Below are 24,816 nucleotides of genomic sequence, written 5' to 3'. Positions count from 1 at the left end.
AATCTCGGGGAGACATCTGATGATCCGCGATCTGGCGGCCATTATGTTTATTGCCATCGCATCGCCCGCTCTGACCTCTTCCGCAGTCGCACAGGGGCAGGTGACGGTGGACATGCCCGATCTGTCAGGCATGTCCGAGGCGGATGCTGAAAGATTGATCGCGGCCCTGGCCCAGATCAATGTCATAACCTCGAACTGCCCGGATTACCGGGTCACGGACGGGGAATGGACCCTGCTGACGGGGACGGGCGACATGCTGGCCGCGCGGTTGGGCATCGATCCGGCAAGCTATGACCGGAATTATTTCGCCCCGGCCTTCGAAACGCTTGAGGATCCCGGCGCGTGTGACCGGATCGGGCCGAAGGCGCGGCCGATCATCGACGATCTGATCGCAATGGGCGGAAGTACGGACCCTTCGCAATAGCTCTGCGAAGGGTCGCGCCACCCGAAACGAGGCTCAGTCGATCAGCACAAACGGGTTTTCCAGAATGTGTTCTTCCAGATTTTTGCCCTCTCCGATCCGGTCGATGACGGCATAAACCCCGTTGCCGTCAAGCGGGCACAGCACGCCGTGCCAGACATTCCGGTGCAGGTTCACGCCCTGCCCCGCGCGGGCCATGAAGGCGCGGATATTTACCGGCACTCCGTTGTCGTCGTCGGCCACCGCAACCAGAAACCGGCTTTGCGACATCGGGATAAAGGCCTGAGAGCCCAGAGGATGACGCTCCATCAGATCCAGCGTATAGGGCATCTGCCTGATCTGCGCCTCGAACAGGCTGATCCCCATCTTGCCGCCATCCTGATCAAGCTTGGCCCGGTCGTGGTGCCGACCGCATTTGCCCTTGTTGATCATGATATCGGCGGGGCCGTTTACTTCCAGAACGTCACCGAACGCGGCGAACGCCTCAGATGTCAGCGGTTGGACTTTAATCTCGGCAGAGCTCATGGCAGGACCTCATTCAGACGCAATTCCGCGATACGCTCAACCTGACGGCAGGCTTCGGCGAATTCGGTTTCGCGATCATTGTCGATACGGCGGCGGAATGCGGACAGAATGCCCGCTTTGTCGTGATCCCTGACCGCGATGATGAAGGGGAACCCATGTTTTTCGACATAGGCGTCGTTCAGCCGCGTGAACTCTTCACGTTCGGCATCAGTAAGCGCGTCCAGACCCGCGCTTGCCTGCTCGGCGGTCGATTCCGCCGTCAGACGCTTGGCCAGAGCCAGCTTGCCCGCCAGATCCGGGTGCGCAGTCAGCACGCCAAGCCGTTCATCGCCAGACGCCACACGGAACACACGGCACAGCGCATTATGCAGCCCGGCGGCGCTGTCATGCGCCGGTCCCAGTTCCAGCGAATAGGCGCGGTCGGCGATCCAGTCGGAATGCTCGAAAATACCGCCATAGTGCGACACGAAGGTTTTCCGGTCCATCTCGCTTGGCCGGTCGAAATCCTGCGGCGGGTGATGCTCGGCCCAATGCCGGGCAATGTCGATGCGGCGCGGCGTCCAGACCCCGTCGAAGCCTTGAATATATTCGATGAAGCGCTTCAGACCGGCCAGTTTCCCCGGCCGCCCGATCAGCCGGCAATGCAGCCCGACGCTCATCATCTTGGGCGCACCGGCTTCGCCTTCAGCATAAAGCACGTCGAACGCGTCCTTCAGATACTGGAAGAACTGCTCGCCGGTGATATAGCCCGGCGCTGTGGCGAAGCGCATATCATTGGCTTCCAGCGTATAGGGGATGATCAGTTGATCACGCCCGGCAATCCGCTTCCAATAGGGCAGATCGTCGTCATAAGTGTCCGAGATATAGGCGAATTGCCCGGTCTCCGCCGTCAGCTCGACGGTGTTGCAACTGCAACGGCCCGTATACCAGCCCTCGGGCGGCTCACCCACAACCTCGGTATGCAGACGGATCGCCTCGGCGATCGAGTCGCGTTCTTCCTCGGCGGGCATATCCTTATGCTCGACCCATTTGAGACCGTGGCTGGCGATTTCCCATCCGGCGGACTTCATCGCCGCGACCTGTTCCGGGCTGCGGGCAAGCGCCGTCGCCACGCCATAGATCGTTACCGGAATATCCGCGCCGGTGAACAGCCGGTGCAGCCGCCAGAACCCGGCCCGCGCCCCGTATTCATAGATCGATTCCATGTTCCAGTGCCGTTGACCCGGCCACATCGCCGCCCCGGCAATATCGGACAGAAACGCCTCGGACGCAGCATCGCCATGCAGAATCGAGTTCTCGCCGCCCTCTTCGTAATTCAGCACGAACTGCACCGCGACTTTCGCCCCGCCCGGCCATTTCGGATCTGGCGGATTAGGTCCATAGCCACGCATGTCACGAGGATAACGATTCATGTAACTCTCCCATGTGATCATCCGGTTATAACGGGCAATGGCTTCCGGGACTTTCACATTATATCTGAAACTGCTTATCGTTGCCCGGATATGGGCTGAAGCTGTAACTCCGTCCAGAATGACACAAGGCTTGCAAGGGGAGTATGATGGCTGGCTATCTGACGACACATGTACTTGATACCGCCGAGGGCCGCCCGGCTCAGGGGTTGAAGATCGAGCTTTTCCGGCTTGAGGGCGATACGCGCAGCCTGCTGAAAACGCTGACCACCAATGATGATGGCCGGACGGATGAGCAGATCCTGCCCGAAGCCGAGTTCGCGACCGGCACATATGAGCTGGTTTTCCACGCGGGCGACTATCTGGGGAAGCGTGATTTTCTGGATGTGATCCCGCTGCGCTTCACCATGTCCGAAGCCAGCCATTATCACGTACCGCTGCTGCTTTCGCCTTACAGCTATTCGACCTATCGCGGCAGCTAAGGGCTGATCCGTCCCAACAGGTTCAGTGGTGCAGGACCAGCGTCCTGCCCCTGAACTCGGTCACTTCGATCTCGGTGTCGTAAAGCGCACTCAGCCCGGCAGAGGTCAGTACCTCGGACGGAGCGCCTATCGCCGAGATGCGCCCGTTCTTCAGCGCGACGATATGATTCGCCCATGCGGCGGCATAGTTCACCTCATGGACAACGACCACGACGCTTTTGCCCGAGTCACGGACACTTTGCGACAGCCGCGCCATCAGGGCGCGGGCATGGGACATATCCAGATTATTCAGCGGCTCATCCAGCAGAAGCCAGTCCGTATCCTGCGCGAAGGTCATCGCCAGATAGGCACGCTGCGCCTGCCCGCCCGAGACCTCGTCAAGGAAACGCTCAGCCAGAGATGACAGATCGAATGCGTTCAGCGCCGCATCGACCGCCTGCCGGTCCTGCGGGCGCGGGCGTCCCTGATGATGCGGCCAACGCCCGAAACCGACCAGTTCCGCCAGACGCAGGCGGCTGGCGATTGCGGTCTGCTGACCCAAAACCGCCATATGCGTCGCCAGCCGGGCGCTTGGCGTCTGCGCGACATCCAGATCATCGACGCTGATCGTGCCGGTCTGGATAGGCTCCAGCCGTCCGATCAGGCGCAGCAGCATCGATTTCCCTGCCCCGTTCGGCCCTATAAGCGCGGTCAGCTTGCCGCGTGGAATCTCTGCCGAGATATCCTGCAGGATCTGTGACTGACCGATCTGATGGCATACGCCCGAAAGCCGGATCATCGGATACGCCCCTTAAGCAGCAGATAAAGGAAGAACAGCCCGCCCGCGAACTCGATCACCACAGGCATCGCAGCCTGCTGCCCGATCACCCGCTCGAACACGGTCTGGCCGATCACAAGGATATTCGCCGCGATCAGCGCCGCGGCAGGCAGCAGCACCTCATGCCGGTGGGTCTGCGCAAGCCCATGCGCGATGCCCGTCACGACAAGCCCAAAAAACGCCGCCGGTCCGAACAGCGACAGAGGCCCGACAAGTGCGGTCGAGACCGACACCAGAACCGCCACAAGCCCGAGCGTTACAAGGATCATCCGGCCAAAGCGCAGCCCCAGGGACACCGCCACATCGCGCCCAAGCGCCATGACATCCAGCCTCGGTGCCAGCCACATCGCAACGGCGATCCCTGCGGCGCACATCGCCGCCCCGGCAGGCAGAAGCGTCGAATTCGCGCGTGAGAAATTGGCGACGGTGGCGGCCTGCACGACGGCGAATTCATTCGGATCGATCAGCCGCCCCAGCAATTGCGACCCCGAGCGGAACATCACCCCAAGGATGATCCCGGTCAGAATGGTACGCCCGATATCCCGCGTCCCCTGCCCCAGCAATGTGCCGAACAGCACTATCGCCAGCCCGCACATCACCGCCACTTCCATGACGAATTTCGGAACATCCGACACAGCGGCAAAACCCGAGGCACCGAAGCTTGCGACCATCGCCGTCTGTAACAGGACATACAGCGAATCGAATCCCATGATCGAAGGCGTCAGCACCCGGTTTCCCGCTACGGTCTGAAACAGCACCGTCGAAACGCCGATCCCCGCCGCCACAGTGATCAGCGCAGCAAGCTTGATCGCCCGCAATTGCATGATGAAGCCGCGATTACCGTCACCCAGACCCTGAAACAGCCATAACAGCGAGGCCGCCGCCAGAAGCAGGCTGAGCCCGCCCAGAAGGCGGATATTTCCCGGCCTTGCAGGTGCCATGTTCAGCGCGGCGTCAGACACGGGCCGGCCTGCGGTACAGAAGATACAGGAAGATGATCGAGCCGATAAACCCCATCACCGTTCCGACAGGGATCTCGAACGGATAGCGCAGCAGCCTGCCCAGAAGATCGCATGACAGAAGAAGCGCCGCGCCAGCCGCCGCCACCATCGGCAAAGAGCGCCGCAGATTATCGCCCATCACGCGCGAAACGATATTCGGCACGACCAGCCCGACAAAGGGGATCATCCCGACCGTCGTCACCACCATCGCAGACACCACCGCAACCACGGCCAGCCCGAAACGCATCACGCCTTTCGTTCCCAGACCCAGACCCGTGGCGACCTCTTCGCCAAGCGAGAGAATGACGAAACGGTCCGCCGCGAACCATGCCAGCCCTGCGGCGGCTCCGGCGAACCACAGCATTTCATAGCGCCCGGCAACAACGCCCGAGAACTCACCAACCATCAGCCATGTGGTGATGTACTGCATCAGATCTTCCTGCCAGGCGATATACACCACGACCGAACCGACAACGCCCGACAGCACAATGCCGGTGATTGGGACCAGCATGATCTCTTTCGGCGGCAGGCGGCGGATCAGCGCGACGAACAGCGCGGTGCCCGCCATCGCCGACAGGCTGGCTACGCAAATCTTGACCCAGATCGGAGAGGCGGGCGCCATCAAGGTGATCACCAGCAGCCCGAGCGCCGCGCTTTCGGCCGTGCCCACAGTGTCCGGCCCGACGAAACGGTTCCGCACAAGTGCCTGCAACAGCAGCCCGGCCACAGACAGCGCCGCCCCGGTCAGCAGAACCGCAAGCGTCCGGGGCAGGCGCGATTCCATCAGCACCAGCATCGTCCAGGGATCGCTCAGCGCGTCGAGGACATGGATGCTCGCCGCCCCGGTCATCAGACTGGCCAGGATCAGCGGCACCAATACCGCTATCGTCGCGCCAAGCGGACGGCTCACGCGCCGAGCGCCTCGGTCATCGCGTCGATCACCGTCATCAGCGACTGATATCCGCCGCCGCCGATATAAAGCTCAGCCGCCGGAAGATAGACAATCTGATCGTTCTTCCACGCCTCGGTCTGCTCGATCAGCGGCGAGTTCAGCGTCTGCTCTGCGCTCTGACCATCTTCACCAACGGCAGCCCCACGGTCCAGCACGAACAGCCAGTCGGGATTGGCCTCGGCAATCGCCTCATGCGTCAGGACATTGCCGTGATTTTCCTGTGTCGAGAGATCGGGGATAGCCGGCGCCATCCCGGTGCTTTCGTGTAGCCAGCCAAAGCGCGAACCGGGCCCGTATGCGGCCATCTTGGTGCCGTTGGTCAGCACGATCAGCGCCGTTCCCTTGCCTTCAGCGGCGGTCTTCAGGGCAGCAAGCCGTTCATCCAGATCCGACTGAAGCTTCGCGGCCTCGTCCTGCTTTTCGAATACGGTCCCATATGCGTCGATCCGCGCTTTGCCATCCGCAATCAGATCAACGCCGATTGTCATGTCAATGGCGGCGCCCACCTGCGCCACGCTGTCAAGCTGAGCCGCGGATCTGCCGCCAACGATGATGAGATCGGGTCCGATCCCCGCAAGCGCTTCCAGATCGGGTTCGAACAGCGTGCCGACCGGCGTGACATCAAGCGAGTCGAATGCCGAAAGATACAGACGATCCGGCACGCCAGCCAGATCGACGCCGAGTGCGGTCAGCGTGTCGATCGCGGCAAGATCATAAGCCACGACTGTTTCCGGCGCAGCAGGCACCACAACTTCGCCCCGCGCGGTTTCAATCGTGACGTCCTGCGCCGCCGCAGCGGTCCCGCCAAGCGCGGCCAGGGCGAAAAGGACGGTAGAAAATCGGCACATAATGGCTCCTTTCGCTGTGATGCGTGTGGCTGTTCGCTGGCTTCACGCGACCCGCCTTATCTAGCCCTGCCTCTGGCCGGGGTCCAGAGACCGAGTAAAATTCTTTGCTATTCCGTCCAAGCCGGGCAGATGCAGGAACAGGGGGCCGGGACGGCAATAATCCCGCAACCGCTTACAACAGATTGCGCCGTCATTTCAGAAGGATACAAAACCCGGACCCGCAAGTTATTGGAGCAGTTCCGTTCACAATCTCGCGCATACCGCGAAGAGAGTCCCCTTAGCACTGCAAAATGCGGCCATCCGCCGCGTCTATTCGCCGATCACCAGATCGACCCAGACCAGCCGGTGAGCCGAAGCCGTCCGCGCGGCCAGATACAGTTCCTCGCCAGCCTCAGGCCAGACGACGCCCGCATCCAGAACCTCCATCCCGGCAGATGGCAGAACATAGCTGACCCGCAGATTTCCCGGTTTTCCGTCCGGCCAGTCGGCTGTATCCAATGCCGGGTTGCCCGAATGCTACGGGTCGGCTTCGGCGACAGCCCCCTCGCTTGTCGGTTCAGGGTCCTGAAGGCGCGGATCGGCAAGCAATATGCGGATCGCATCGTGACGGCCCTCGCCATCCTCAGGATCGAGATTGGCTTTCCCGGCCAGAATAAAGGGCGCATCAGGTAGATGCGCGGACCAGAACGCAATCTCATCGTGATTGCGCCGTCCGTTACGATCCTCTGGCCCGTCAAATACCGGAGGAGTCGCCGAAAACGTCAGCAAATGCAGGGGCGGAGCGGTCAGAATCTCAACATCCCAATGCGCCGTATCGGACAGACGCAGGACCTCCGATGCCTCGGCAGACAAGGTATCGCCGATCAGATTACCCGGAAAGTCGCGCCACAGAGAGGGGCTGTAATCGACCACCTCACCAAGTGGAATGCGAGACAGCAGCGCCATGCCATCCTCTCCGGTGAAACGGCCCCAGCCTTGCGCGTCCTCGGGTTCCGCCAGCCTGCTATCGCCATCCAGATCGACGCCGCTGTCAACGCCGCTATTGGGTTGCAGGGCCAGAAGATGCGGATAATCGACCCCTGCCCGCGCAAGAAGCTGCGAAAAGCCCCGCAGAGCCGCGTTTTCGTGATCCCAGTCGATCCCTGTCAGCAGCAGAATATCGGGATCGATCCCGGCAATGACCTGTGCCGCGGCAAGTGCCTGCTTATCCGTCCCGCCGAGGATATCGCGCAGCAAAAGCCCCGGCCCTTTCCGCGTCAGGCCGGGGTCATAGCTGGCAACCCGGATCGTATCCGCATGTGCCAGCGACAGCGGTGCCAGAAGCACCGCAGCAATTGCCGTTTTCGTCAGACCCAAGGGCGGGACTGGCTGGACTGAGCCTCGAACGCGTCGATCGCCGCGCCTTTTTCCAGCGTCTGGCCGATATCGTCCAGCCCGTTCATCAGGTTATGCTTGCGGGTCGGGTCGATCTCGAAGCTGTATTCGGTCCCGTCCGGAGAGGTCACTGTCTGCCCCTCGAGATTGACGGTCAGCTTCGCATTCGCGCCATTGCGGGCGTCGTCCATCAGCGCGTCGACGGCTTCCTGCGGCAGCTTGATCGGAAGGATGCCGTTCTTGAAGCAGTTATTATAGAAAATATCGGCGAAACTGGTCGAAATCACGCAGCGTATGCCGAAATCCAGCAATGCCCACGGCGCATGTTCCCGCGAGGAACCACAGCCGAAATTATCGCCCGCCACAATGATCTCGGCATTCCGATAGGCGGGTTTATTCAGCACGAAATCCTCGATTTCATTGCCGTCACGGTCATAGCGCATCTCATCGAACAGGTTCTTGCCGAGACCCGAACGGTGGATCGTTTTCAGGAACTGTTTCGGGATGATCATGTCGGTGTCGATATTGACCAGCGGCATAGGTGCCGCAACGCCGGTGAGGGTGGTGAATTTATCCATATCCGTTTCCTCGGGGGGCCGGGGCGTTGCCCTCAGCCATGATTGTGATGCGAATGTACGAGGGCATGACCACGCCCCCGCTTGATGAGCCAGCGATTGACCGGGAAAGCCGCGACACCGGCTATTGCCAGAGCCACGGCAAGGCTGATCCAGAAGCGCGGCGAGGACAGATGCGCGTCCATTGCGCCGGGGATAATCAGCATGATCAGATTGTCGACGATTTCCATGATGGTAATCGAGGCGGTGTCAGCGGCAAGCGCCAGTTTAGCCGCCTGCCCCAACGGCATGCCGGATTTCAGCAGCGGCCGCATGGTCAGCGAATATCCGAAGATAAAGGCGAGTATCACCGCCAGAATAATCGTCGCGATATTCGACAGACCAATCGCCGTCCCGATCACCATACCCAGCACTTCGCCAATCCCACAGCCGATCAGGCAGTGAATCGTCGCCGAACGCGCCAACGCATTCAGATCGGCTGGTTCCGCTGCCTCATGATCGGGATGGTGGTGCTGGTGTGACATTGTCAGACCGTCTCGCCCATCACGTCGCGCACATCGACCAGATGCCCCGCGATGGCGGCGGCGGCGGCCATGACGGGCGACATCAGATGGGTGCGGCCGCGATAGCCCTGACGCCCCTCGAAATTGCGGTTCGAGGTTGCGGCGCAGCGTTCCTCCGGGGCGAGCTGGTCGGGGTTCATCCCAAGACACATCGAACAGCCCGCCATGCGCCATTCAAAACCGGCATCGGTGAAGATCTTGTCCAGACCCTCTTCCTCGGCCTGCATGCGGACCAGACCAGAGCCCGGCACCACCATGCCCCGCACACCGTCGGCGAGCTTCTTGCCCCTGACGATTTCAGCAGCGGCGCGGAGATCCTCGATCCGGCCATTGGTGCAGGAGCCGATGAACACCGCGTCAATGGCGATATCGGTCAGCTTCGTACCCGGCTTCAGTCCCATATAGTCAAGACTGCGCCTGGCCGCCTCAACCTTGCCGCCGGTGAAATCTTCCGGCGCGGGCACGGTGTCGGTAATTGGCAGCACATCTTCGGGAGAGGTGCCCCAGGTCACGACCGGAGCGATATCCTCGCCCCTTATGGTGACGACCTTGTCGAAATGCGCTCTCTCATCGGTTTTCAGCGTCTTCCACCAGTTCAGCGCGGCCTCCCATGCGGCACCTTTCGGTGCGTGGGGGCGGCCCTTTACATATTCGAAGGTGGTTTCATCGGGCGCAATCAGGCCGGCGCGGGCACCGCCTTCGATGGCCATGTTGCAGACCGTCATGCGGCCTTCCATGGACAGATCGCGGATCGCCTCGCCGCAATATTCGATGACATGGCCATTGCCGCCCGCCGTGCCGGTCTTGCCGATCACCGCAAGAGTAATGTCCTTGGCCGTCACACCGGGACGCAGCTTGCCGGTGATCTCGACCTTCATGTTCTTCGATTTGGACTGGATCAGGGTCTGGGTGGCCAGAACATGTTCCACCTCTGACGTGCCGATACCGTGGGCCAGAGCACCGAACGCGCCATGCGTCGCGGTGTGGCTGTCGCCGCAGACGACGGTCATGCCGGGCAGGGTCCAGCCCTGTTCGGGGCCGACGATATGCACGATGCCCTGACGGATATCGTTCATCGCATAGTAATTCGGCAGGCCGAATTCCTTCGCGTTCTTGTCCAGCTCGGCGACCTGAATGCGGCCTTCGGGGTTCTCGATCCCGTTCACCCGGTCGGGGGTGGTCGGTACGTTATGGTCGGGGACGGCAATGGTCTGGTCCGGGCGACGGACCTTGCGGCCCGACATGCGCAAACCTTCGAAGGCCTGCGGCGAAGTAACCTCATGGACCAGATGGCGGTCGATATACAGAATGGTGGTGCCGTCATCGGTGACATCGACGACATGGGCGTCCCAGATTTTATCGTAGAGCGTACGGGGTGTCCCCGCGTTTGTGGTGCCGGTCATGGCTGTTCTCTTGTGATGAAGAAATGGCTTGCAGAGCGATCGGAGGGCACCGGATCACAGTCGTGCGGTCACAGACAGGCTTTCACCGTAAAAGCGGCCCGGCAGACGGGCGCGGTCGTGAATGTCGAAATAACGCATCATGGGCAGGGAAGTTACGCCTGTGACGCAGCCGAAGCAAGGGATTCTGCGGCAGGACTGCGCTTATCGCGCGACGCCGCGGCTTTTTTCCCGGCTCAATCGGTGGCAAGCTGTTCCCAATCCGGCAAAGACCGGCTCCGAGGCAGACCAATCAGCGAGGGCAGCAATTGCGTAACATCATCAGAAAGCTTTATCCGAAAACATCTCTGACCGTGCTTGCGGTTGCGGGCGCAACTCTGCTGGCCGGGTGTTCCGGCCCCGCGCGTCAGTCGCCACAGGAATGTATGGAGCGGGCCATGTATTTCGAATCCAACCGCTCAAGCCGGGACGGGATGATCGCGGTCGGCAGTGTGGTGATGAACCGGGTCCGGTCGGACGATTTTCCGAACTCGGTCTGCGGCGTGGTCGGGCAGAAAAACCAGTTCGCGCCCGGAGTCATGACCAAAAAGATGGATTCTCGCAGCCTGCCCATGATCCGGGAGGCCGCCAGATCGGTTCTGCGCGGCGAGCGTCATCCGCTGATCGGCAATGCCACGTTCTTCCATACGGCGGGGTACAGCTTCCCTTATGACAACATGCATTACGTCCTGGTGACGGGTGGCAATGCGTTTTACGAAAAGCGGAATAGTCATCTTGTCACCCGGCCGGTTCCGCCCCTGCCGATCGAGGGAATTACCGGACGCTGAAAAGACAATTCTGGAAGTGACAAATCCCCAGCCGGCCCGGATATCCGGGTCGGCAAGCGGGCCGGAAATACCGGCGCAAGCCCGCGCTGGAAATGTCATAATTTTGAGATAATTAGCACAGAAGATTCTGTATAAACGCAAGCGAAAAAATCCATTACGCCCAGATCATGTTCGCATGGTGACTTTACAAAAAAATATAGGATAAGAGTATCGGCGCTTCGGTAGCCGCAAAGAATTCGACGTCTGAAACTCTCATTTGTCAGTGTCTTGCTGGCGATGGGATACCAAGGATCGATCTCTGAACATGTCGATTCCAGCTTTAAAAAAACGGTATTGCGCTCGGGCACATCTATCTCGGGCACATCTATAACGGGACAGAACTATGCAATTTATACGCGCCTCCCTTCTTGGATCAACTCTTCTTCTTGGCCTTGTCCCGGGACTTGCCACCGCGCAGGAGGAAGGCGGGGCCGCCGCGCAGCAGGCTCCGGCGCCGACCGTGGTAACCCAGCGCATCGAGGTCAAGCCGGTGACCGCACCGGAAACCTTCACCGCCACGGTGGAAGCCATTGAGCGCGTCAATATTCAGGCGCGAATTCAGGGCTTTATCGAGGAAGTTCTGTTCGAGCCCGGTCAGGTCGTGCAGGCGGGCGATCCGCTGTTCAATATCGAACGTGCACAATACGAAGCGCAGGTTGCCTCGGCAGAGGCCAGCCTTGCGCAGGCCGAGGCGCAGCAGCGTCTGGCCGATCAGGAACAGACGCGTCAGCAGGCGCTGGTGAACAGGAACGCCTCGGCAGAGGTCAATCTTGAGCAGGCTCAGGCCAATTTTCAGGTTGCCCAGGCGAATGTTCAGGCCGCTCAAAGCAGCGTGCGCCTGTCGGAAATCAATCTCGGTTACACCGACATCACAAGCCCGATCACCGGCAAGATCGGCCGGGCGCTGATCACTCAGGGCAATTTCGTCGGCCCCTCGGCGGGGACGCTGGCGGAAATCGTCCAGCTTGATCCGATCCGCGTCGTGTTCTCACTGTCCGAGCAGCTTCTGCTGGACATGCAGCAAAACGGCATGGTCGAGGCTGGTCAGGACAGCGTGAACTTCAATCTCGAACTGTCGAACGGGTCGCTGTATCCGCATACCGGACGGCTGGATTTCATCGATAATCAGGTCGATCCCGCGACCGGCACGATCCCGGTCCGTCTGATCTATGACAACCCCGAAGCCGTACTGATGCCGGGCCAGTTCGCCACCATCGTCGTGTCGGAAAAGGACCCGCAGGAACTGCCGATCGTTCCGCAGCCTGCCGTGCTGCAGGACCGTGACGGTCGCTATGTCTTTGTCGTCGGCGATGACAACAGGGTCGAACAGCGCCGGATCGCAACCGGCGCAAGCGTTGACAGAGGCTGGGCCGTGACCGAGGGCCTTGAAGGTGGGGAATCGGTCGTCGTGCAGGGCGTGCAGCGACTGCAGGGCGGCATGGAGGTCACGGTCTCTGAGCTGCCGACCGGGGATGCGGATCAGGCCGGGGCTGAAGAGGCCGCACCGGCTGAAACTGAGGCGGATGCGGAACAATGATCTCAAGCTTCTTTATTCGCCGCATCCGGTTTGCGCTTGTCGTTTCCATCCTCATCTCAATCGTCGGCGCAATCGCGTTTATCGCGCTTCCGGTCCAGCAATACCCGGAAATCACCCCGCCGACCGTTAACGTTGCGACCACCTATCCCGGTGCCAGCGCCGAAACCATCGCCGATGTGATCGGCGGGCCGATCGAATCCTCGGTCAACGGCGTTGACGATATGAGCTTCATGTCATCGACAAGCTCGAACTCGGGGCAGTATCTGCTGTCCATCACCTTTCAGGTCGGAACCGATCCGGATCAGGCTCAGGTGAACGTGCAGAACCGCGTTCAGCTTGCCATGTCCAGCCTGCCCAGTGAGGTGCAGCAGCAGGGTGTCTCGGTTCGCGCAAGTTCGCCCGACTTCCTGCTGGCGCTTGGCTTCTATGCCGAGAACGGGCAGATGGATACGCTGGACGTGTCCAACTATGTCAGCGGCCAGCTTCTCGACGAGATCGTCCGCGTGCCCGGAGTGGGCGACGCGTCGGCGGTCGGGACATTCGAATATTCGATGCGGGTCTGGATGGACACCGCCAAGATGAACGCGCTTGAGGTGACTGCGGCAGAAATCGCGGCGGCGATCTCGGGCCAGAACGTTCAGGCGGCTCTGGGTGAGGTCGGCGGCCCGCCCGCGCCCGAGGGAACAGATGTCCAGTATACTCTGGTGGCGCAGGGGCGGATGTCCGAACCCGAGCAATTCTCGGAAATCGTTGTCCGCACGGGCGATGACGGCAGTATCGTCCGTCTTGGAGATGTCGCCCGGATCGAGTTGGGCGCACAGCGATACAGCGCTCAGGCGATGGTCGGTGAACGCGACGGTACGATGATGCAGGTCAACCTCGCTCCGGGTGCCAATGCTCTGGACACGCGGGATGCGGTGATCTCGCTGCTGGAGGAAGCCAAGGAGAGCTTTCCGCAGGATCTGGTCTATGAAAACGTCTATGATTCGACCGACTTCGTGAATGCCAGCGTCGAGCTGATCGAAGATATTCTGATTGAAGCCTTCATCATCGTGATGCTGGTCACCTTCCTGTTTCTGCAGGACTGGCGGGCCACCATCGTTGCCGGGGTCGCGATCCCCGTCTCGCTGCTTGGCGCAATGGCGGTGCTGCTGGCGATGGGCTATTCGCTGAACACGATTTCACTGCTGGCTTTGGTGCTTGCCATCGGTCTGGTGGTGGATGACGCGATTCTTGTCGTCGAGAACGTCCAGCATATTCTTGAGGAACACCCCGAAACGCCGGTGCCGGATGCCGCACGAACGGCGATGGGGCAGATCACCGGGCCGATCATCTCGACCACATTCGTGCTTCTGGCCGTTGTCGTGCCGACTGCGTTCCTGCCGGGAATCAACGGCCAGCTTTTCCGGCAATTCGCCGTCACGCTGTCCGCTGGTCTGGTGATGTCGGCCATCGTCGCACTGACGCTCAGCCCGGCGCTTTCCGCCGTCCTGCTGCGCGCCCCGAAAGAGGGTAAACGCCGCGGGCCGCTTGGTCTTGTCGAAGCGTTCATCAACTGGCTGCGCGACACTTACGGAAAGATCGTCGGCTTTCTGCTGAAGATCTGGCCGATCCCGATCGGGATGCTTGTCGCCTGTGTTCTGGGCGCGGTGTATCTGTTCACCTCGGTTCCCAGCACCTTCCTGCCCGCCGAGGATCAGGGCGGTCTGTTCATCAATATCCAGCTTCCCGATGCGGCCTCGTTGCAGCGCACGGAAGAGGTGATGGCACTGGTCCGGGAAGAGCTGAACAATACGCCCGGCGTGGAACAGACCATCTCTGTTTCGGGGTTCAGTATCCTTGAAGGAACGCTGGTCCCGAATGGCGCAATGGTCGTCGCCGCGCTTGATCCGTGGGAAGAGCGGACATCCGAGGAAACCCAGATCGGCTATATCGTCGGTTCGCTGAACCAGCGTTTCAGCCAGATCCCCGGCGCGACCATCGCCGCTTTCCCGCCGCCGCCGATTCCTGGCGTCGGTACGGTTGGCGGTCTGGACATGCGGCTTCAGGCACTGAGCGGACAATCTCCGGCTGAGCTGTCGCAGGCATTGCGGTCCTTCCTGGCTTCGATCAACCAGGATCCGACAATGGCCGGCATGTCCTCAACCTTCAGCGCCGATGTGCCGCAGGTCTATGTGAATATCGACCGGGTCCGGGCCGAGCGTCTTGGCCTGAACCCGGCGGATATCTATTCGACCATCGGCGCTGCATTCGGATCCGCCTATGTGAATGACTTCACCACTGACGGGCGGAACTATCAGGTCAATATCGCCGCCGAGGCCGACTATCGCAACGAGGTCGAGGATCTGATGAATCTCTATGTCCGCAGTTCGTCCGGCGACATGGTGCCGCTGCGGACCATCGCCTCGACCGAGACGGTTCTGGGACCATATGTCATCACCCGATTCAACCAGCTTGTATCGGCCCCGGTGAACGGTCAGCCTGCCGAGGGCCAAAGCTCCGGCTCGGCAATGGATGCGGTCGAGCGCATTGCCTCGGAGGAGCTTCCCGAGGGGTTCGGCGTCGCCTGGGCCGGTCTGTCCTTCCAGGAACAGCAAGGTGGCGGCAACCAGTACATTGTTTACATCATGTCGCTGGTCTTCGCCTATCTGTTCCTTGTGGCTTTGTATGAAAGCTTCGCGCTTCCGGTCGCGATCCTTCTGTCGCTTGGCGCGGCGGGTCTGGGTGCAGCGGTGGCGCTTGTCGTGACCGGCCTTCAGATGAGCCTTTATGTGCAGATCGCGCTGGTGCTTCTGATCGGGCTTGCCGCGAAAAACGCCATTCTGATCGTCGAGTTCTGCAAGGAGCGGCGCGAGGAAGGCATGCCGATCCTGAAAGCGGCCCGGACCGGAGCCGAAGCGCGGTTCCGCGCCGTGCTGATGACCGCGCTTGCCTTCATCTTCGGCGTTCTGCCTCTGGCGCATTCGACCGGCGCGGGTGCAGGTGCGCAGAACGCTGTCGGCATCACGGTGATCGGCGGGATGCTTGGCGCGACCCTGATCGGTCTGTTCATCATTCCCTCGCTGTATTTCGTTATCCAGAACGTAACGGAATGGACCAGCCGTAAACTGGGCAAGACGCCTCCGGGCGCGGAAGCCGAGGCGCGGGCTGAAAACCAGCACGGCTGATCTTCGGGACGATAATGTGATAAGGCACCGCAGAGATTTCTGCGGTGCCTTTTTTTTGTTGAGGGTGGTGTCACGGGCAGCAAGACATACGAACTCGCATTCCGGATCTGATGCGGCCAGCCCCTTTCACCAGCCTGATGCCCGGTCTATGACGCAAATATGCTGATCAACCCGAATCATCCCTTTTTTCGCAGGCTCTGGGTCCGCATCCTCTGTGTTTGCTTTCCTTTCGGATGGGCGATCTTCGAATTTTCGTCCGGCAATCTGTTCTGGGGCGTTATCTTTGCCGCAGCCGGGGCCTATCTGTTCCAGACGCTGATCCTCCGCGGCCCGGATGAGCGCTGACCCCTTCCCCTGCCCCGCCGCTGCGCGTATCTGTGCGGCATGCTGAAGATACGTATCATTCCCTGTCTTGATGTCGCCGATGGCCGCGTGGTCAAGGGTGTCAATTTCGTCGATCTTATTGACGCGGGCGACCCGGTCGAGGCTGCGAAGGCCTATGACGCGGCGGGGGCGGATGAGATCTGCTTTCTCGATATTCACGCGACGCATGAAAATCGCGGCACCATGTTCGATGTGGTCACGCGGACGGCCGAGCAGTGTTTTGTCCCTCTGACCGTGGGTGGAGGGGTGCGCACGCCCGAAGATGTCCGCGCATTGCTGCTGGCCGGGGCGGATAAGGTCTCGTTCAACTCTGCCGCTGTGGCCGATCCCGATGTGATCGCCCGGGCTGCCGACCGCTTCGGCAGTCAGTGCATCGTTTGCGCCATCGACGCGAAAGGCGTCGGTGACAACCGTTGGGAGATCTTCACGCATGGCGGACGCAAGCCGACCGGGATCGACGCCATCGAATTCGCCCGCATCGTCGCGGCAAAAGGCGCCGGAGAGATCCTGCTGACCTCGATGGATCGTGACGGTACGCGGTCCGGGTTCAACTTGCCTTTGACGCGGGCGATTTCCGACGCGGTGGATATTCCCGTCATCGCCTCTGGCGGAGTCGGCACGCTGGATCATCTTGTGGAAGGCGTGACAGAGGGCGGCGCATCCGCGGTTCTGGCCGCCTCGATCTTCCATTTCGGAACGTTTACCATCGCCGAGGCCAAGGCGCATATGGCCTCGGCCGGTATCCCGATGAGGCTGACATGAGCGATTACGACGCATTCCTGCGGCTGGATGCCACCATTGCCGAGCGTAAACAGGCCGACCCAGAGGAAAGCTGGACGGCAAAACTTCTGGCGCGGGGACCGGAAAAATGCGCCGAGAAATTCGGCGAGGAAGCTATCGAGGCAATCATCGAGGCCGTCAAAGGCGACCGCGAGAAGCTGACATCCGAGGCGGCGGATGCGGTTTATCATCTGGCGGTGATGCTGGCGGCCCGGGATTTGTCGCTGAAAGACGTGGCCGCCGAGTTGGCACGGCGCGAGGGCCGTTCCGGTATTGCCGAGAAGGCCGGGCGCGGCTGAAACGGGCGGAATGCGGGATTGCCGGGCGATTTTCGTCATGCGGGACGGTGATGCGAAATGCGGCAATATCGCGGGGAAAACCGCAACCGCTTGTGTTTCCCGCATAATCCGCGACAACCCCGGCAAAGAAATAACGGCAAAGGGCAAACGGATCGCCCAATTTGCTTTTCCTTACCCTGCATTCCTTGATATAAGCCGCCCAATTATCACCGCGCGGCAGACGCGGGCTTTACAAGGCAGAGGATCCTCATGACCGAAGATGCCAAATCCGGCAAGCACCACGAAGGCGACGTGGCATTCATTCAGTCTCTGGCCGAGCTTCTGAACAGCAGCGAGCTGTCTGAACTATCGGTGAAGCGCGAATATGGCGAGAATGACCGGCTGACGGTCAGCCTTTCGAAATACGGCAAACAGGTGATGATGCAGGCGCCCGCCGCGCTTGCTCCGCCTCCGGTTGCGGCACCGCAAAGTCCGGCCACGCCGACCGCGACCCCCGGCGCTACGGTCGGGGCGGAAACCGATCCCGGCGATCTGCCCGGCGCGATTACCTCGCCTATGGTAGGCACGGCCTATCTTTCGGCGGAACCGGGTGCGGCACCCTTTGTCAGCATCGGCCAGAAAGTCAGCGAGGGCGATACGCTGCTGATCGTCGAGGCGATGAAGACGATGAACCACATCCCCTCACCCAAATCCGGCACGGTCAAGCGGATCCTCGTCGATGACGGCACGCCGGTCGAATATGGTGCGCCCCTGATGGTCGTGGAATGAGGCCGGGATGTTCCAAAAGATCCTGATTGCCAATCGTGGCGAGATCGCGCTGCGCGTGATCCGCGCATGCCGGGAAATGGGCATCGATTCCGTCGCTGTCCATTCGACCGCCGACACCAATGCAATGCATGTCCGCATGGCCGACGAATCGGTCTGTATCGGGCCGAATTCGTCGATGGACAGCTATCTCAACCCCGCCGCGATCATCGCCGCCTGTGAAATCAGCGGCGCTCAGGCGGTCCATCCCGGATATGGTTTCCTGTCCGAAAATGCGGGTTTTGCGCAGATGCTGGAAGATCACGGCATCACCTTTATCGGCCCGAAAGCGGAACATATCCGCATCATGGGCGACAAGATCACCGCCAAGGACACCGCGAAGGAACTGGGCATTCCGGTCGTTCCTGGCTCGGATGGCGGGGTGAATGAGGTCGAGGACGCGAAACGTGTCGCCGCCGAGATCGGGTATCCGGTGATCATCAAGGCAACGGCAGGCGGCGGCGGGCGCGGCATGAAGGTCGCGCAGGACGAAAACAGCCTTGAGGTCGCCTTCCGCACCGCCCGGTCCGAGGCAAAGGCTGCCTTCGGTAACCCCGATGTCTATATCGAGAAATACCTGCAAAAGCCGCGCCATATCGAAATTCAGGTTTTCGGCGACGGCAAGGGCAATGCGGTGCATCTGGGCGAGCGCGACTGTTCCTTGCAGCGCCGTCATCAGAAGGTTCTGGAGGAAGCCCCCGGCCCCTCGATCACGCCAGAGGAACGCGAACGGATCGGCAAAATCTGCGCCGATGCGATGAAAAATCTGGGCTATATCGGCGCGGGCACGATTGAGTTCCTATATGAAGACGGTGAATTCTATTTCATCGAGATGAACACCCGCCTTCAGGTCGAGCATCCCGTGACCGAGGCGATTTTCGACGTCGATCTTGTCCGCGAACAGATCCGGGTCGCAGCCGGCCAGAAGATGGAACTGAATCAGGACGATCTGCGCATTCGCGGCCATGCCATCGAGGTGCGGATCAATGCCGAGAAATTGCCGAATTTCAGCCCTTCTCCGGGCAAGATCACGCAGTTTCACGCGCCGGGCGGGTTGGGCGTCCGCATGGACAGCGCGATCTATGATGGCTATGTCATCCCGCCCTATTATGACAGCCTGATCGGCAAGCTGATCGTGCATGGCCGGGACCGCCCCGAGGCTCTGGCACGGCTGAGCCGGGCCTTGTCCGAACTGATCGTGGATGGCGTGGACACGACGATGCCACTGTTCAGTGCGCTGTTGCAGGAGCCGGATATCCAGTCGGGGAATTATTCGATCCATTGGCTGGAACGCTGGCTGGCGCAGAACGCTCCGGCTTGATCACGCCGGAACAGATGCTGTGGGGATATGCCAATGGCATTTTTCCCATGGCCGTTTCCGCCCATGATCCCGCATTGCACTGGTTCGATCCGTCGCATCGCGGGATATTTCCGGTCGGGGATGTCCATATTTCCCGGTCCATGCGGCGTCATCTGCGCCACATAACATGGCAGGCAACGCTGAATCAGGATTTCGCGGGCACGCTTGCGGGTTGCGCAGATCGGGATGAGACCTGGATCAACGCTCCTCTTGTGTCGCTTTATACGAAACTGTTCCGCAGCGGACATGCCTGCTCGCTTGAGGTTCGTGATGCGGATGGAGACCTGATCGGAGGCGTGTTCGGCATCACCATCGGCGGCGCGTTTTTCGGAGAAAGCATGTTCTCGCACAGAGAAAACGCCTCAAAGGCCGCGCTGATCCTGCTGTCAGAGCATCTGCGGCACTGCGGATTTACCCTGTTCGACACTCAATATCCGACGACCCATCTGCAATCGCTTGGCGGGCAGACCATTTCCCGGGCGACTTACCGGCGCAGACTTGCACGGGCGATCCGGATCGGGGCGGATATAAGGTCCCGTCCCCTGCCCTCTTTTCAGGCAGTGTTGCAGGCCAGAACCCAGACATCGTAACGCGCATCGTCAAGCGCCGACAGCGCCGGAGAGGACGCGATCATCCAGCCATCGAACAGGGTTGCGCGGCTGTTGCGGTCTGTGATCACAAGCTGTGCAAAGGCGTCGGAATTGGGGTCCGCGCTCGGATAGCGGCATTCGCCCAGACGAACGGTCAGCCGCCCGATTTCGGCCGAGTCGCCCGGAGAAAGCTGAAGATCGGTGATTTCACTGGAGACCTTGTCCAGGGCACGCAGCACAGCACCGCTTCCGCGCGTTGTGGCTATGCCGTCCTGCGCAGCGGCAGGCAGGGCAAGCGACAGGGCGAACAGGGTGGTGGCGATGATTTTCATGATGAAGACCCCGAAGAGTATCCGACAGCGACTCGATTATTCCGGCTGCCACGCATCGTAATCGCTGCGCTCGGCAGGATCGGCGCGATAGATCGAGGATTTCGGGCGATAGGCCTGAGGCGTCCCCGTCATGTTCATCTGATGCGGCAATTCCCATTCACGGCGCGGCAGAGGTGCCTCTGTCGGCGGCTCCTTGAAGGTATGATGCAGCCAGCCATGCCATTCGACCGGCACCCGGCTTGCCTCGGATTCCCCGTTATAGATCACCCAACGGCGCTTCCCGCCGCCGGATTGATAGTAAATATTCCCCTGATCATCCTCGCCGACCTTTTCGCCATAAAGCGCGGTCCAGACCTGAGTATTCAGGGTCTGGCCTCTCCACCAGGTCAGGACGCGATCAACGATCCACATGGGTAAACTCCTTTGCGGTAGCTGGGTTCTCTATGCCGCAAAGCGCAGCCCGGGTCCAGTCGTCGCGGAACCCCCATGCCATCGCTGCGTTGCGAGTGAGAGGATATTATGATGAGCTATTATCAGGGACGGTTATTCGACCATATCCATCTGCGCGTTGCGGATTTCGAACGCGCCCGCGTCTTTTATGAGGCGGTTCTGGTGGCGTTGGGTCGAAGCGATTGTATCGGTCATGGCCGCGACTGGATGGAATGCGATGAGCTGATGATCGAAGAGATCACTCCCGGCGAAAGCCCAAGCCGGATCCATATCTGTTTTCAGGCCCCCGACCGCAAGACCGTGGACAGGTTTTACCGCTCGGCGCTGGAGGCGGGCGGCAGGGAAAACGGTGCACCCGGGCTGCGCGATTATCATCCGGGATATTACGCCGCCTATGTGCTCGACCCGGACGGCAATAATATCGAGGCGAAATGCGATGAGCGGGTGCGCAAGAGATCCTGCGACACGATCCAGATCGACACGGATTAACCCAGATCGGCCCCAAGTCCCGTCATCAGCGGCACGAAATCCGGGAATGAGGTCGCGATTGCGCTGCCGTCATCGACAGTGATTTCTGCATTCGCCGCCAGACCCGCGACCAGAAATGACATGGCGATGCGGTGATCCAGATGGGTTTCGACGGGCGCTCCGCCTCCGGGGATTTCGCCCTTTCCGTGAACCGTCATGCTGTCCCGCGTCTCCGAGACCTCGACCCCGTTTGCCCGCAGGCCTTTGGCCATCGCGTCGATCCGGTCGGATTCCTTGACCCGCAATTCGGCCACACCGTTCATCACCGTCTCGCCCTGCGCCATCGCCGCGATCACCGACAGGATCGGGAATTCGTCGATCATGCTGGCGGCGCGTTCCGCCGGAACAGAGACGCCGCGCAATGCCGAGTGACGCACGACCAGATCGGCGACCGGCTCTCCGCCCTCTTCACGGTCGTTTTCCCAAAGAAGATCCGCGCCCATCTCGGCCAGGGTCACATAAAGCCCGTCCCGCGTCGGATTGCGGCTGATCCCGGCAACGCGGATTTCCGATCCGGGCACGATCAGCGCCGCGGCAACGGGAAAGGCGGCGGAACTCGGGTCGCGCGGAACGGCGACCTGCTGGCCGCGAAGCTCTGGCTGGCCGGTCAGCGTGATGACATGTCCCTCATCAGTCTGTTCCGTGGCGATGGTCGCGCCGAAACCGGCCAGCATGCGCTCGGTATGGTCGCGTGTGGGTTCGGCCTCGGTCACGACGGTCTGGCCCGGCGCGTTCAGCCCGGCCAGCAGCACCGCCGATTTGATCTGCGCCGAAGCGACCGGCGTGCGATAGCTTACCGGAATCGCATCCTCCGCCCCGTTGATCGTCACCGGCAGCAGACCACCTTCCCGTGCGGTAATCTGCGCTCCGAACTGTTCCAGCGGGTCGGTGATACGCCGCATCGGGCGGCGCGACAGGCTGGCATCGCCGGTAAAGGTCGCGGTGATCGGCGTGGTCGCCATCGCCCCCATGATCAGCCGGACGCCGGTCCCGGAATTGCCGCAATCGATCACACCCTCCGGTTCGGCGAAACCGCCGACACCGACACCGTCCACGGTCCATTCACCCGGCCCCAGCCGTTCGACCTGCGCTCCGAAGGCCTGCATCGCCTTCGCGGTATCCAGAACGTCCTGCCCCTCCAGCAGCCCGGTGATATGGGTCCGGCCAATCGCCAGAGCGCCAAGGATCAGCGCCCGATGGCTGATCGACTTGTCGCCCGGTATCGCAGCCTCACCCTTCAGCGCGGCGGAACGGCGTGACGACATCGGAGAGGCGGGGCCGTGTGACATGGCTTTCCTTTCAGAACAGGGACTTCCGCAGCATGTTCAGCGCCACGAGAGCAAGGAAGAAGGCGAAGACCCGCTTGAGCCGCTTGGGATCAAGCCGATGCGCAAGCGAGGCACCAAGCGGCGCGGTCAGAAGCGTCATGGCGATGACGATAAGAAAGGCAGGAATATTCACCGCACCGACCGTTCCCGGCGGCGCGTTTTCGGTCGGGGTGAACAGGAACAGCAGCGCCGAGGGCAAGGCGATCAGCCCGCCAAACCCCGCAGCCGAGGCAACCGCACGGTGGATCGGGCGGCCATGCAGCGTCATCAGCGGCACGCCGATCGAGCCGCCCCCGATCCCCAGCAGGACCGAAACGAAGCCGGTCAGCGCCGATAGCACATATTTCACCGGACCTTTGGGCATATCGTCAGCCAGTTGCCAGCTTGAGCGACCGAAAATCATATAGGCCGCGATCACCAGCACCAGCGTACCGAAGATCACCTGCAGGGTTTCGGTCCTCAGCCCCGCGACGGTGAACACACCGATTGCCGCACCTATCGCGATGCCGGGCGCCCAGTCCCGCAGGATATACCAGTCCACCGCACCCTTGCGTTTATGCGCCATGACCGAGCGTGCCGAGGTGACGATGATCGTCGCAAGCGAGGTCGCAAGGCAGATCTGCATCAGATCTTCAGACCCGTACCCCGCCGCGCTGAACAGATAGAAGAAGGCCGGCACCAGTACGATACCGCCGCCAACGCCCAGAAGACCGGCAAGAACGCCGGCAAACGCGCCGACAGCCGCAAGTATCAATGCGGGAAGAATCAGTTCCATGCAGCAGCCTCAACCAGATTACCGACCTCATCCAATGCCCGGTCGTAAAGCGCAAGAGCCTCTGCCGGAGAACCCGCCTTATGCGCCCCTTCGCTGAGCGTGCGGCGCCATCTGCGAGCGCCTGCCCGCCCGTGAAACAGACCCAGCATATGCCGGGTGATTTGATGGATCCGCGTCCCTTCCTCAAGCCATTCATGAATAACCGGACGCATCGCCATTGCCGCATCCACGGGATCGGAAAATGGCGGGGCTTCATCCCACAACCTGTCCGCGTCTCCGAGAATATCCCAGGGCTGGTGATAGGCGGCGCGGCCGATCATGACTCCATCCATGACCCGAAGCTGGGCCCGCACCGCATCCGCGCCGATCCCGCCATTGATCGACAGATGCAGATCGGGAAAAGCCGCCTTCATCCGGTGAACAAGATCATAATCCAGCGGCGGAATTTCACGGTTATCCTTCGGGCTCAGCCCCTGAAGCCAGGCTTTCCGGGCATGGATGATAATCCGCGAGACCCCTGCATCGCTCATCCGGGACAGGAAATCGGGCAGCACGATCTCCGGTTCCTGATCATCGACCCCGATCCGGCATTTGACCGTCACCTCGACCGGGCTTTCCGCGATCATCGCACCCACGCAATCCGCGACCAGAGCAGGCGTCTTCATCAGCACGGCCCCGAAACAGCCTGATTGCACCCGGTCAGAGGGGCAACCGACATTCAGATTGATCTCATCATAGCCGAACTCCGCCGCAAGCGCCGTCGCCCGCGCAAGCTCTTCCGGCTCTGACCCGCCAAGTTGCAGGGCGACGGGATGCTCATCATCGCCCTTGCGCAGCAGCCTTTCGCACGGCCCGTGGATGATCGCGGCGGCGGTGACCATTTCGGTATAAAGCAGCGTGCGGCGTGACAGGACCCGGTGAAACCCACGGCAATAACGGTCGGTCCAGTCCATCATCGGGGCGACGGACAGGCGTGAGGCCGTTGACATGTCATATATTCTGTCGCCGCTCGGCATGTTGATCCTTCAGCGTCCGTTCTTCACTGCGCACCGGCTTCTTTTCCGGCTGTTGGGCGGGCTGGCACCCTGTTTCAGATAGAATTTCCGTGTCGCAAAACGACAAACCGGCGCTCCGATAACATGCCGGATGCCTTATTGACAGATACAAGGGGGCAACCCACAGCAGCCTTCCGGTAACCTTGCTGGAATTTTTTGTTGCAGTGCAGAAGAAGCAGGAGTATCTCCGTCAG

28 protein-coding genes are annotated in these 24,816 nt (G+C 60.9%); 12 read left to right on the top strand and 16 right to left on the bottom strand.

The window, feature by feature from the left end:
- Nucleotides 1-19 precede the first annotated feature (19 nt).
- A complete protein-coding gene (locus PAE61_RS02060; RefSeq protein ID WP_271113779.1) occupies nt 20-424 on the top strand; it encodes a hypothetical protein in 405 nt (134 codons plus the stop codon).
- A gap of 33 nt (nt 425-457) precedes the next feature.
- On the opposite strand, the gene PAE61_RS02055 is transcribed toward PAE61_RS02060, so the two are convergent.
- Nucleotides 458-946 carry an ureidoglycolate lyase gene (locus tag PAE61_RS02055; RefSeq protein ID WP_271113778.1) on the bottom strand — a complete coding sequence of 163 codons (489 nt, stop codon included), beginning with the start codon at nt 944-946 and terminating at the stop codon, nt 458-460.
- Entirely contained in the window at nt 943-2,358 is a 1,416-nt protein-coding gene (gene puuE, locus PAE61_RS02050; protein WP_271113777.1) for an allantoinase PuuE, read from the bottom strand. Before puuE ends, PAE61_RS02055 begins: the two co-directional genes overlap by 4 nt.
- Nucleotides 2,359-2,504: 146 nt before the next feature.
- Between puuE and uraH the strand changes: the two genes are divergently transcribed.
- Nucleotides 2,505-2,837 (top strand): hydroxyisourate hydrolase, encoded by a 333-nt coding sequence (gene uraH / locus PAE61_RS02045; protein ID WP_271113776.1) that lies wholly within the window; start codon nt 2,505-2,507, stop codon nt 2,835-2,837.
- 22 nt (nt 2,838-2,859) lie between these two features.
- On the opposite strand, the gene PAE61_RS02040 is transcribed toward uraH, so the two are convergent.
- The 9 genes from PAE61_RS02040 to leuC form a co-directional block, all read right to left on the bottom strand.
- Nucleotides 2,860-3,615 carry an iron ABC transporter ATP-binding protein gene (locus tag PAE61_RS02040; protein WP_271113775.1) on the bottom strand — a complete coding sequence of 252 codons (756 nt, stop codon included), beginning with the start codon at nt 3,613-3,615 and terminating at the stop codon, nt 2,860-2,862.
- Nucleotides 3,612-4,616: an iron chelate uptake ABC transporter family permease subunit gene (locus PAE61_RS02035; RefSeq protein ID WP_271113774.1), complete on the bottom strand. Its 1,005-nt coding sequence runs from the start codon at nt 4,614-4,616 to the stop codon at nt 3,612-3,614. Before PAE61_RS02035 ends, PAE61_RS02040 begins: the two co-directional genes overlap by 4 nt.
- Complete coding sequence (locus PAE61_RS02030) at nt 4,609-5,565, bottom strand: ABC transporter permease (RefSeq protein ID WP_271113773.1); 957 nt, start codon at nt 5,563-5,565, stop codon at nt 4,609-4,611. Before PAE61_RS02030 ends, PAE61_RS02035 begins: the two co-directional genes overlap by 8 nt.
- Entirely contained in the window at nt 5,562-6,455 is an 894-nt protein-coding gene (locus PAE61_RS02025; RefSeq protein WP_271113772.1) for a siderophore ABC transporter substrate-binding protein, read from the bottom strand. The genes PAE61_RS02030 and PAE61_RS02025 overlap by 4 nt, the downstream gene beginning before the upstream one ends.
- A 309-nt stretch (nt 6,456-6,764) precedes the next feature.
- Nucleotides 6,765-6,953: a hypothetical protein gene (locus PAE61_RS17565; RefSeq protein WP_353620371.1), complete on the bottom strand. Its 189-nt coding sequence runs from the start codon at nt 6,951-6,953 to the stop codon at nt 6,765-6,767.
- An 18-nt stretch (nt 6,954-6,971) separates the two neighbouring features.
- Complete coding sequence (locus PAE61_RS02020) at nt 6,972-7,811, bottom strand: endonuclease/exonuclease/phosphatase family protein (protein ID WP_353620370.1); 840 nt, start codon at nt 7,809-7,811, stop codon at nt 6,972-6,974.
- A complete protein-coding gene (gene leuD / locus PAE61_RS02015) occupies nt 7,802-8,407 on the bottom strand; it encodes a 3-isopropylmalate dehydratase small subunit (RefSeq protein WP_271113771.1) in 606 nt (201 codons plus the stop codon). The genes PAE61_RS02020 and leuD overlap by 10 nt, the downstream gene beginning before the upstream one ends.
- A gap of 32 nt (nt 8,408-8,439) precedes the next feature.
- On the bottom strand, nt 8,440-8,928 hold the full coding sequence (locus PAE61_RS02010; RefSeq protein WP_271113770.1) for a DUF4396 domain-containing protein: 489 nt from the start codon (nt 8,926-8,928) through the stop codon (nt 8,440-8,442).
- A 2-nt stretch (nt 8,929-8,930) separates the two neighbouring features.
- The gene (gene leuC, locus PAE61_RS02005; protein ID WP_271113769.1) at nt 8,931-10,370 is read right to left on the bottom strand and encodes a 3-isopropylmalate dehydratase large subunit; all 1,440 of its coding nucleotides are present in this window, start codon (nt 10,368-10,370) and stop codon (nt 8,931-8,933) included.
- Between the two features lie 422 nt (nt 10,371-10,792).
- On the opposite strand from leuC, the gene PAE61_RS02000 reads away from it, so the two are divergent.
- The 9 genes from PAE61_RS02000 (at nt 10,793) to aat (ending at nt 20,154) form a co-directional block, all read left to right on the top strand.
- The gene (locus tag PAE61_RS02000; RefSeq protein ID WP_271115074.1) at nt 10,793-11,194 is read left to right on the top strand and encodes a cell wall hydrolase; all 402 of its coding nucleotides are present in this window, start codon (nt 10,793-10,795) and stop codon (nt 11,192-11,194) included.
- Between the two features lie 382 nt (nt 11,195-11,576).
- Nucleotides 11,577-12,770, top strand: a complete 1,194-nt coding sequence (locus tag PAE61_RS01995; RefSeq protein ID WP_271113768.1) for an efflux RND transporter periplasmic adaptor subunit — start codon at nt 11,577-11,579, stop codon at nt 12,768-12,770.
- Nucleotides 12,767-15,937: an efflux RND transporter permease subunit gene (locus PAE61_RS01990; protein WP_271113767.1), complete on the top strand. Its 3,171-nt coding sequence runs from the start codon at nt 12,767-12,769 to the stop codon at nt 15,935-15,937. Before PAE61_RS01995 ends, PAE61_RS01990 begins: the two co-directional genes overlap by 4 nt.
- A gap of 159 nt (nt 15,938-16,096) precedes the next feature.
- Nucleotides 16,097-16,282, top strand: coding sequence for a hypothetical protein (locus tag PAE61_RS01985; protein WP_271113766.1), 186 nt, complete (start codon nt 16,097-16,099; stop codon nt 16,280-16,282).
- Between the two features lie 39 nt (nt 16,283-16,321).
- Nucleotides 16,322-17,083 (top strand): imidazole glycerol phosphate synthase subunit HisF, encoded by a 762-nt coding sequence (gene hisF / locus PAE61_RS01980; RefSeq protein WP_271113765.1) that lies wholly within the window; start codon nt 16,322-16,324, stop codon nt 17,081-17,083.
- Nucleotides 17,080-17,400 (top strand): phosphoribosyl-ATP diphosphatase, encoded by a 321-nt coding sequence (locus tag PAE61_RS01975; protein ID WP_271113764.1) that lies wholly within the window; start codon nt 17,080-17,082, stop codon nt 17,398-17,400. The genes hisF and PAE61_RS01975 overlap by 4 nt, the downstream gene beginning before the upstream one ends.
- Before the next feature lie 249 nt (nt 17,401-17,649).
- Entirely contained in the window at nt 17,650-18,168 is a 519-nt protein-coding gene (gene accB, locus PAE61_RS01970) for an acetyl-CoA carboxylase biotin carboxyl carrier protein (protein ID WP_271113763.1), read from the top strand.
- 7 nt (nt 18,169-18,175) lie between these two features.
- Entirely contained in the window at nt 18,176-19,525 is a 1,350-nt protein-coding gene (gene accC / locus PAE61_RS01965; RefSeq protein ID WP_271113762.1) for an acetyl-CoA carboxylase biotin carboxylase subunit, read from the top strand.
- Nucleotides 19,522-20,154, top strand: a complete 633-nt coding sequence (gene aat, locus PAE61_RS01960; RefSeq protein WP_353620369.1) for a leucyl/phenylalanyl-tRNA--protein transferase — start codon at nt 19,522-19,524, stop codon at nt 20,152-20,154. Before accC ends, aat begins: the two co-directional genes overlap by 4 nt.
- Here aat and PAE61_RS01955 read toward each other — a convergent pair.
- Nucleotides 20,118-20,486 (bottom strand): DUF2155 domain-containing protein, encoded by a 369-nt coding sequence (locus PAE61_RS01955; protein ID WP_271113761.1) that lies wholly within the window; start codon nt 20,484-20,486, stop codon nt 20,118-20,120. The genes aat and PAE61_RS01955 overlap by 37 nt on opposite strands.
- Before the next feature lie 36 nt (nt 20,487-20,522).
- Complete coding sequence (locus PAE61_RS01950; protein ID WP_271113760.1) at nt 20,523-20,897, bottom strand: NADH:ubiquinone oxidoreductase subunit NDUFA12; 375 nt, start codon at nt 20,895-20,897, stop codon at nt 20,523-20,525.
- Nucleotides 20,898-21,008: 111 nt separating this feature from the next.
- Here PAE61_RS01950 and PAE61_RS01945 point away from each other — a divergent pair, with 111 nt between their 5' ends.
- Nucleotides 21,009-21,425, top strand: a complete 417-nt coding sequence (locus tag PAE61_RS01945; RefSeq protein ID WP_271113759.1) for a VOC family protein — start codon at nt 21,009-21,011, stop codon at nt 21,423-21,425.
- Here the strand turns inward: PAE61_RS01945 and aroA are convergent.
- From aroA to dusA, 3 genes are read right to left on the bottom strand one after another with little or no spacing between them, the layout of a single operon-like run.
- On the bottom strand, nt 21,422-22,753 hold the full coding sequence (aroA, locus tag PAE61_RS01940) for a 3-phosphoshikimate 1-carboxyvinyltransferase (RefSeq protein WP_271113758.1): 1,332 nt from the start codon (nt 22,751-22,753) through the stop codon (nt 21,422-21,424). The genes PAE61_RS01945 and aroA overlap by 4 nt on opposite strands.
- A 10-nt stretch (nt 22,754-22,763) precedes the next feature.
- A complete protein-coding gene (locus PAE61_RS01935) occupies nt 22,764-23,567 on the bottom strand; it encodes a sulfite exporter TauE/SafE family protein (RefSeq protein ID WP_271113757.1) in 804 nt (267 codons plus the stop codon).
- Nucleotides 23,558-24,556: a tRNA dihydrouridine(20/20a) synthase DusA gene (dusA, locus tag PAE61_RS01930; protein ID WP_271113756.1), complete on the bottom strand. Its 999-nt coding sequence runs from the start codon at nt 24,554-24,556 to the stop codon at nt 23,558-23,560. The genes PAE61_RS01935 and dusA overlap by 10 nt, the downstream gene beginning before the upstream one ends.
- Between the last annotated feature and the right edge of the window lie 260 nt (nt 24,557-24,816).

The organism is Paracoccus aerodenitrificans (assembly GCF_027913215.1).
GTDB classification, from domain to species: domain Bacteria; phylum Pseudomonadota; class Alphaproteobacteria; order Rhodobacterales; family Rhodobacteraceae; genus Paracoccus; species Paracoccus aerodenitrificans.
This window is presented reverse-complemented; position numbering and strand designations above follow the sequence as displayed.

Bases quoted from the DNA above. Each gene is read 5' to 3' on its own strand.
- PAE61_RS02000 (WP_271115074.1), top strand. From the start codon at position 10,793: ATGGAGCGGGCCATGTATTTCGAATCCAACCGCTCAAGCCGGGACGGG.
- leuD (WP_271113771.1), bottom strand. From the start codon at position 8,407: ATGGATAAATTCACCACCCTCACCGGCGTTGCGGCACCTATGCCGCTG.
- aroA (WP_271113758.1), bottom strand. From the start codon at position 22,753: ATGTCACACGGCCCCGCCTCTCCGATGTCGTCACGCCGTTCCGCCGCG.
- PAE61_RS02055 (WP_271113778.1), bottom strand. From the start codon at position 946: ATGAGCTCTGCCGAGATTAAAGTCCAACCGCTGACATCTGAGGCGTTC.
- PAE61_RS01995 (WP_271113768.1), top strand. From the start codon at position 11,577: ATGCAATTTATACGCGCCTCCCTTCTTGGATCAACTCTTCTTCTTGGC.
- PAE61_RS01935 (WP_271113757.1), bottom strand. From the start codon at position 23,567: ATGGAACTGATTCTTCCCGCATTGATACTTGCGGCTGTCGGCGCGTTT.
- PAE61_RS02010 (WP_271113770.1), bottom strand. From the start codon at position 8,928: ATGTCACACCAGCACCACCATCCCGATCATGAGGCAGCGGAACCAGCC.
- PAE61_RS01985 (WP_271113766.1), top strand. From the start codon at position 16,097: ATGCTGATCAACCCGAATCATCCCTTTTTTCGCAGGCTCTGGGTCCGC.
- dusA (WP_271113756.1), bottom strand. From the start codon at position 24,556: ATGTCAACGGCCTCACGCCTGTCCGTCGCCCCGATGATGGACTGGACC.
- PAE61_RS01950 (WP_271113760.1), bottom strand. From the start codon at position 20,897: ATGTGGATCGTTGATCGCGTCCTGACCTGGTGGAGAGGCCAGACCCTG.
- PAE61_RS02040 (WP_271113775.1), bottom strand. From the start codon at position 3,615: ATGATCCGGCTTTCGGGCGTATGCCATCAGATCGGTCAGTCACAGATC.
- uraH (WP_271113776.1), top strand. From the start codon at position 2,505: ATGGCTGGCTATCTGACGACACATGTACTTGATACCGCCGAGGGCCGC.
- PAE61_RS01990 (WP_271113767.1), top strand. From the start codon at position 12,767: ATGATCTCAAGCTTCTTTATTCGCCGCATCCGGTTTGCGCTTGTCGTT.
- PAE61_RS02025 (WP_271113772.1), bottom strand. From the start codon at position 6,455: ATGTGCCGATTTTCTACCGTCCTTTTCGCCCTGGCCGCGCTTGGCGGG.
- accC (WP_271113762.1), top strand. From the start codon at position 18,176: ATGTTCCAAAAGATCCTGATTGCCAATCGTGGCGAGATCGCGCTGCGC.
- PAE61_RS01975 (WP_271113764.1), top strand. From the start codon at position 17,080: ATGAGCGATTACGACGCATTCCTGCGGCTGGATGCCACCATTGCCGAG.
- PAE61_RS01955 (WP_271113761.1), bottom strand. From the start codon at position 20,486: ATGAAAATCATCGCCACCACCCTGTTCGCCCTGTCGCTTGCCCTGCCT.
- leuC (WP_271113769.1), bottom strand. From the start codon at position 10,370: ATGACCGGCACCACAAACGCGGGGACACCCCGTACGCTCTACGATAAA.
- hisF (WP_271113765.1), top strand. From the start codon at position 16,322: ATGCTGAAGATACGTATCATTCCCTGTCTTGATGTCGCCGATGGCCGC.
- PAE61_RS02060 (WP_271113779.1), top strand. From the start codon at position 20: ATGATCCGCGATCTGGCGGCCATTATGTTTATTGCCATCGCATCGCCC.
- PAE61_RS01945 (WP_271113759.1), top strand. From the start codon at position 21,009: ATGAGCTATTATCAGGGACGGTTATTCGACCATATCCATCTGCGCGTT.
- puuE (WP_271113777.1), bottom strand. From the start codon at position 2,358: ATGAATCGTTATCCTCGTGACATGCGTGGCTATGGACCTAATCCGCCA.
- accB (WP_271113763.1), top strand. From the start codon at position 17,650: ATGACCGAAGATGCCAAATCCGGCAAGCACCACGAAGGCGACGTGGCA.